This window comes from Amycolatopsis sp. cmx-11-32, assembly GCF_047608695.1.
Taxonomy (GTDB): domain Bacteria; phylum Actinomycetota; class Actinomycetes; order Mycobacteriales; family Pseudonocardiaceae; genus Amycolatopsis.
The window spans coordinates 1-7,167 of record NZ_JADNQN010000034.1 but is presented as its reverse complement, the minus strand read 5'-3'; the positions used below and the strand labels follow the sequence as shown (position 1 = coordinate 7,167).

Below are 7,167 nucleotides of genomic sequence, written 5' to 3'. Positions count from 1 at the left end.
TAACGACAGAAACCGTGGAGAGCCCGTTGCGTTGAAAGGCGCACGGCGGGTTCCGCGAGCGGCCTGGGGAAACAGACCGACGGCAACGCCGGAACTGCGCCCCAGGCCGACTCGACTCTCCGCGCACCTGGCCGAGGTCTATGGCGCCGAAGTGTCACGGCAGACCATTTCCACCATCACCGACAAGGTGGTCGAGGGCATGGTCGAGTGGCAGAACCGGCCGCTGGACCCGGTCTATCCGGTGATCTTCATCGACGCTATCCACGTCAAAATCCGTGTCGGGCAGGTGGCCAACCGGCCGATCTATGTCGCGCTCGCGGTGACCTGCGAGGGCCGCCGGGACATCCTTGGCTTGTGGGCCGGCGACGGCGGTGAGGGCGCCAAGTACTGGCTGCATGTGCTCACCGAACTGAAGAACCGTGGTGTGGCCGACGTGCTCATGGTCGTCTGTAACGGACTGACCGGGCTGCCCGACGCGATCACCACCGTCTGGCCGCAGACAATCACTCAGACCTGCGTTGTCCACCTGCTGCGCAACAGCTTCCGCTACGCCGGCCGGCAGCACTGGGATCCGATCGCCAAAGCCCTCAAGCCCGTCTACACCGCGGCCACCGAGGCCGCCGCGCGGGAACGGTTCGCCGAGTTCACTCAGGAGTGGGGCGCCCGCTACCCGGCTATCGTCCGGCTCTGGAACAACGCCTGGGCCGAGTTCGTGCCGTTCCTCGCGTTCGATCCGGAGATCCGGCGGGTGATCTGCTCGACCAACGCGATCGAGAGCGTCAACGCCCGCATCCGCCGCGCTGTCAAAGCCCGCGGGCACTTCCCAGGCGAACAAGCCGCGCTCAAGTGCGTCTACATGGCGATCATGAGCCTGGACCCGACCGGCACCGGCCGAAAACGCTGGACCATGCGGTGGAAACCCGCGTTGAACGCGTTCGAGATCGCCTTCGACGGCCGCCTGGCCGCCGGACGCAAGTAATTCCCTTCAACCCGAGTTACACCGTTCGTTTGACAGACCCCACAGTCGACCGACTCCTGCACCACGCGCACGTCGTCGTCACACAAGGTGACAGCTTCCGGCTCACCCAAGCCACCTCCGGACAAGGAGTGAGACCGTTGCACTGACCTGAGCCCCACCAAGGCGGGGAAATATCTGGCCGCCGTTGGGGAGATCCAACTGGCCGCCAGTGGGGAGAACATCTGGCCGCCTACGGGGAGAACAAACAGGCCATTGACACTCGTACTCGGCGACCATGGCGAGCTTGTACTCCGCGGTGAACGCCCGCCGCGACGGACGCGGTGCCGGGTCGGGATGCTCCTCGCCAGGCGAACGCCGGGACTGCTTGTCAGATGGTGTGGACACGTGCACAAGGATCTCCGATCCCACCCTCGGCCAGGAACCCCCACTCACACGGGGTGTCTCACGCCAGTCTGATCAAGAGGGCGGCGTGGTCAGCCAGGTGGCGTTACTGGCCTTCCTTGTGTGCGTGGCGCTTGGTGACGATGTTCTGGACGGCGGTGTGTGACAGCAGTGCACGTGAGCCGACTTGGCGATCGGAGTCACCGAACTTCTTCACGCGCAGGATTAGCTTGTTGCGTTTGCCTTTGAGGTCCATGTGCTGTTCGGCGACGGCTTCCAGCTCGTCGCGGACTTCGTCTGTGCAGCGAAAACCCCGTGCTTGTGTGTCGCCGTGTTGCTAGATTTGGATCTTGTGCTCTCCCGTCCTTCCTTCATCAGTGACGAAGCGATCGCGCATGCCGTCGCTGCGCATTGGATGCCCGACATTGCCGATATCAGCTACCTACCGTGGGGTTTCGGCGCGCACCACTGGCGTGCTGCCGGTGGTGGCACCACTTTGTTCGTGACGTTGGATCAGTTGGAGCCTCGGCACACCGCGACGTCCCTAGAGGCTGCCTACGCTGGGGCTGCCGCACTGGCCGCTTCTGGTCTGGACGTGGTGTGTGCGCCGGTGCCCGCCCGGTCCGGGCGGTTCACCGTCGACGTCGGTGCCGGTGCGCTCAGCGTGACGCCATGGCTGGAGGGCCGGAGCCCGAGCGAGGCGGAGACCCGCGAGCCTCGGCATGTCCGCGAGGTCGTTCTCGCGCTGGCCGCGCTGCATCACGCTGCCTTACCCGATGGCCTGCGGTCCTGGATTCCGCAGGTCGGCCCCGAGTTCGCCGATGAGTTGCGAGCTCGCACCGCCAAGCCCTGGACGAGCGGCCCACTGGCGGAGCAGGCACGGGTCGCCCTTGTCGCGCACGACAAGGAGATCGAGTGCTGGACGGGCCGCTACCTGGAACTGGCGGAAACAGCATTCTCCCGCCGGGACTCATGGGTGCCGACACACGGTGAGCCGCACAACGACAACCAGGTCATGACCGCCCACGGGTTGAGGCTGGTCGATTGGGAGTCGCTGGCTCTCGCACCGCCCGAGAGGGACTACGCCGACCTGCTCGCCGTGGCGGACGACCTTTTGTTTCCCGACCCCGCGATGGTCGAGCTGTTCGCGCTGGACTGGCGGCTTTCCGAGATCGCCGAGTACGCGCGCTGGTTCGCCGCTCCGCACACCGGTACCGACGACGACCACACCGCTTTGGAAGGGTTGTATGAGGAATTGGCAGGAGGCGCGGAATAAGCCCGCGATCCCTGCGCCAACGAATGGCTACGGCCTCGAACTTCACCAACTCTGGCGCCAACCCCTACGGACGATTCCGGCTCAACAGTCCGGCATCGGAGTAGCAAGCGTCAGATCCGCAGGGTCGGCGCGGATAACGGCTGGCCCGCCAGGTGGAGCACGGCCGTCGGTTGGCCGAGATCACCGCGCAGCTCGGCACGATCATCGAGTTGCTGACAGGGGAGAGGGCGCCCGTGCGCGACGAGCCGGAATCCGGGACCGAGCGCCCTGTCCAGGCGTAGCCGACAGGCGCGGGCGCTACCGGGTGCCGGAGGATGCCCCGTCGGTCAGCGGGCGTAGTGCCGCGGCCGAGAGCGCGGACAGCCAGTAGGCGGTGAGGTAATACGAAATTTCCCCAAAATCGACAGTACTCACCGAGAGGTGCTTGTGTCGATATTCGAAGTCGGCTGCTCGAATGTTCGAAGTCCCCTGCACGCTTCCTAGCCCGCATTTTCAGCTCGTCGTCCGGTTGCCGCAGTGCTCTCCAGTACTGGGGGCCAGTTGCCGATGGGCACGAAGTGAGCGAGACACGTCAACCGGCTATGCCGGGTAAAGACCGTATGTGGGAACGGGTACGGGAAGAGCTGGGGCAGCGGTTGCTGGCGCCGGTGGACCTCGACGATCGGGATCGGTCGGCGGCGCAGGTACTGCACGCGCGGGCCGCGAAGCTGGCCGTGTGCCTGATCGTCGATCTGGAAAACACCCCCGAGCCCACTGGCTGGTGGTCGGCGTTCTGGCGCCGACGCTTGGCAAACCGCGCGCGGCGTGCGCTGCGCCACGCCGGAACCGTGCAGTACCCGGAGATGGCGAACCTGGTCAACGCGACCGCGCGCGGATACCGGGATTTCTTCGGTGGTTCGAGGCTGACCGGGAGGCATACCGGTCCGATCCCAGACATGGCTTGAGCAGCACAGCCCCTGGCGCAGCGCTGGTACACCGCAGCAGGTGGAGTCAGCGGGCACAGCGGGCCGGACTGCCCGCTGATGTAAGAGGCACGTTGACGCCGATCACGCGGTGACCTGGTCGAAGCGGTGAAGCCGCCGCCGTCGGGCCGACTTGGAAGAGCGGAAAGCACGCGCCGCGTCCGAGGGGTGGCTGGGTGAGATCGAGGGGCTTGACCGCACCCTTCAGTGTTTGCGCGACAAGCGCGCCGACGCGCTGAGGCCTACCCGCATCACCCGACAGGTCGACCTCGAGATGGCCGCCATCGGCACAGTCCGATAGCCACGCTAGCTGGATCGCTCCCAGCGACTGAAGCATGCCGGGAGCGATCCGCCTGCGAGCCGGCAAAGCGTCCTCTATGCGGCATGGGCGGACATTTGGCTCTGGCCTGGACCTGCCCGAAGCGAGCCGGACTGTCAGGCTCGCGGCAGAGGATAGGAGTTGCTGGGCAGACCGGCAGCAGATGCACAACCGCCGCGGTCGGGGCGGGTGTGTCTCCAGATTGGACGTCGGCGAAGGTCGCTGGTGTTGGGGTCAAGCCATGCCTCGAGTTCGGCGCGACGAGCCAACGGGTCGCCGCGTGATAGCCGCGGTCCGCGCACTTCCAACAGTGCCGTGGCAACCAGCGCCTCCTGGTTGCGAGCCGACTGGTCCGCAGTCCGTCTCAAACCGTCGATCCATCGGGCGCGTCCACGTGTCAGCCGCCGGTTGACTTAGTCATAATAAGACTAGTAAGTTGATGACTATTAGCCTGGCTGTCATGAGTAGAGAGACCCGCCGCTCGGCACTGGGGCTGACTGTCCTCGGCGTGCTCGCCGAAGAGCCCATGCACGCCTATCGCATCCAGGAGGTGATCAGGGAACGAGGAAAGGACCGAGTGGTCAACGTCCGCCAGCGGGCCAACATCTACCAGACCATCGACCGGATGCAGCGGCTCGGCCTGATCGCCGTGCACAGCACCGGACGAGTGGCAGGCCGGCCCGAACGCACCGTCTACGAACTCACCCCGGCCGGGGAGGAAACCGCACGCACCTGGGTCAAGGAAATGCTGTCCAGCACCGGAAACGAGTTTCCGGAGTTTCCGGTCGGACTGTCCTTCGTCATGACGCTGGCTCCGACAGAAGCTCTCGAGCAACTCCAGCTCCGGGCGGATGCGATCGCCGCCGACCTGGCCGACATCGACGCCACTCGTGCGGCGGCCGACGTGCCCCGGCTTTTCCTGCTGGAGGAGGAATACCGGCAGGTCACCAGGAAAGCCGAGCTGGACTGGTTGCGCTCGGTGCTCACCGACCTGCGCACCGGCCGGCTGACCTGGACCGAAGAGTGGATCCGGCAGCTGGCCGCCGAATACAACCAGAAACAGAGAGAATTTCATGACCGAAACTGAAGAGCACTTTTCCGTCCTGATCTGCGGCAGCGGGCTGGTCGGACTGGCCGGCGCGGTTTTCCTGGCACGGCAGGGTGTACGCCCGCTACTGGTCGACCGCCACCCCGGCGTCTCCATCCACGGCCGGGCCCGCGGGATCAACCAGCGGACGATGGAAATCTATCGCGCGTACGGGATCGACCAGCAGGTGCACGCCGCCGGCAAGCCTTTTGACTCGGAGGCCGGGGTCGCCAGCTGTGAGACTCTGGCAAGTGAATGGCACTGGCTCTACGACGCCGAAGAACCACGGGAATGGCCGGAGCTGACCGCTGGCACTTTCTGCATGGCCGACCAGAACACCGTCGAACCGATCCTGGTCGACACCGCCCGCCGCGACGGTGCCACACACCGCTTCAACACCGAGCTGAATTCCTTCGAAGCCACCGAAAACGGCGTCATCGCGACGACGACCGATCGTACGACCGGAGAGAAGCGCACCATCCGCGCCGACTACCTGATCGCCGCCGACGGAAACCGCAGCCCGATCCGGCAAAAGCTCGGCATCAACCGGGCCGGCGAGACCACCTTCATGCACTCCATGAACATCGTCTTCCGCGCCGACCTCAGCGCCTTCCTGCCCAGAAGGGCGCTCTTCTGGATCATCACCGGCGTTGGCGGCGGCCTTGTCAGCACCGCCGACCCGCACCGCTGGCAGCTGACCATCTCCTATGACCCGACCACCGAAGACCGCAAGGACTTCACCGACAGTCGGTGCGTTTCGCTGGTGCGCGGCGCCATCGGCAAGCCCGACCTCGACGTCACCATCGAGGACGTGGCTGCCTGGGAGCAGAGCGTCGGCATCGCCGAACGCTACCGGGACGGCCACGTCTTCCTGGCCGGCGACAGCGCCCACACCTGGCCGCCAGCCGGTGCGCTGGGCGCGAACACCGGCGTACAGGACATTCACAACCTGGCCTGGAAAATCGCCGCCGTCACCAAGGGCTGGTCCGACCCGGCACTGCTCGACACGTACGAAAAGGAGCGGCTGCCGATCGCTCACGAACTGGCCCCGATGATCGTCCGCCACCAGCAAGCCCGGATGAGCGGTGAAACAGCAGAGGAGATGAATCCCCAGCGGCAGACCCTCGGCCAGCTCTACGGCCATGAAAAGGTCTTCACACACAACCTGAACGCGCTGGCCACCGAAGGAGCAAGGGCACCACATCTGTGGCTGACAGTCGACGGCAAACGAACCGCCGCCCACGACCTGTTCGTCGACGAACACGTCCTCCTCTGCGACAGTCCCGCGTGGGAAGAAGCAGCCGCCAAGCAGCCATTCCCGATCAAGGCCGTGCGCGCCGAACACGCCGACGGCTGGAGCGCCCGCTACGGCGGCGGCGCCACCCTGGTCCGCCCAGACGGCTACGTCGCCCGGCAGTACGCAGCACTGCCCGCCGACCCTGCCCAAGCCCTTCGACACGCCGCCTACTCACTATCCTGACCGGACCAACAACAACCGGCCGACTACCCACACGGAAACGGTTCGTCGTATCCGCTCATCGGGGGACTGTAACGCGAACGGTGTTTCCGGCCGTGGTTGTCAGTAGGTCTCAGCGCCCGGCCAGCGGTCACTGAAGGTGATCGAGAAAGCGTTCAGTGCGGGTTTCCATCGCATCGTCCACCGGGCTTGCCCGGTGCCAGTCGGGTCCAGGCTCCGGGTGACCAGATACAAGCATTTTAGCGCAGCTTGTTCCGTTGGGAAATGACCACGTGCCCGCACCGCACGACGATACCGCGAATTCAACGACTCGATCGCGTTCGTGGAACACAACACGCGACGGATCTCCACATCATAGTCCAAAAACGGGATGAACTCCTCCCACGCGTTGCGCCACAGCCGAATCATCGCACCATACTTACCACCCCACTCCTCCTCCAGTTCATCCAACGCGGCCCCTGCCGAGGCCGCGGCAGGGGCCGTGTAGATCGGTTTCACATCCCTCTTCAACGCATCCCAGTCCCGCTTCGACGCGAGCCGAAAACGTATTCCGCAGTAGATGCACCACGCACGTCTGCACGATCGCCGCCGGCCACACATTCCCGACCACCTCGGGCAACCCTTTCAGCCCATCACAAACCACGAAGAACACATCGCCCAGACCACGGTTCTTCATGCCCACCAAC

At 65.2% G+C, this 7,167-nt stretch carries 5 protein-coding genes and 2 pseudogenes; 6 read left to right on the top strand and 1 reads right to left on the bottom strand.

Features of this window, described 5'->3' with window-relative positions; translation table 11 throughout:
- Nucleotides 1-115: 115 nt before the first annotated feature.
- The 6 genes and pseudogenes from ACM6LR_RS39105 to ACM6LR_RS39080 all read left to right on the top strand — a co-directional run.
- Nucleotides 116-979: pseudogene (locus ACM6LR_RS39105) on the top strand (IS256 family transposase); the annotation flags it as partial.
- A 637-nt stretch (nucleotides 980-1,616) separates the two neighbouring features.
- Complete coding sequence (locus ACM6LR_RS39100; protein WP_414945633.1) at nucleotides 1,617-2,636, top strand: phosphotransferase family protein; 1,020 nt, start codon at nucleotides 1,617-1,619, stop codon at nucleotides 2,634-2,636.
- Nucleotides 2,637-2,788: 152 nt separating this feature from the next.
- Nucleotides 2,789-2,917 (top strand): hypothetical protein, encoded by a 129-nt coding sequence (locus ACM6LR_RS39095; RefSeq protein ID WP_414945632.1) that lies wholly within the window; start codon nucleotides 2,789-2,791, stop codon nucleotides 2,915-2,917.
- Nucleotides 2,918-3,235: 318 nt separating this feature from the next.
- Nucleotides 3,236-3,580 (top strand): hypothetical protein, encoded by a 345-nt coding sequence (locus ACM6LR_RS39090; RefSeq protein WP_414945631.1) that lies wholly within the window; start codon nucleotides 3,236-3,238, stop codon nucleotides 3,578-3,580.
- A 797-nt stretch (nucleotides 3,581-4,377) separates the two neighbouring features.
- Entirely contained in the window at nucleotides 4,378-5,004 is a 627-nt protein-coding gene (locus ACM6LR_RS39085) for a PadR family transcriptional regulator (protein WP_414945630.1), read from the top strand.
- Complete coding sequence (locus ACM6LR_RS39080; protein WP_414945629.1) at nucleotides 4,991-6,484, top strand: FAD-dependent monooxygenase; 1,494 nt, start codon at nucleotides 4,991-4,993, stop codon at nucleotides 6,482-6,484. The genes ACM6LR_RS39085 and ACM6LR_RS39080 overlap by 14 nt, the downstream gene beginning before the upstream one ends.
- 99 nt (nucleotides 6,485-6,583) lie before the next feature.
- On the opposite strand, the pseudogene ACM6LR_RS39075 reads toward ACM6LR_RS39080, so the two are convergent.
- A pseudogene (locus tag ACM6LR_RS39075) lies at nucleotides 6,584-7,167 on the bottom strand (IS256 family transposase); the annotation flags it as partial.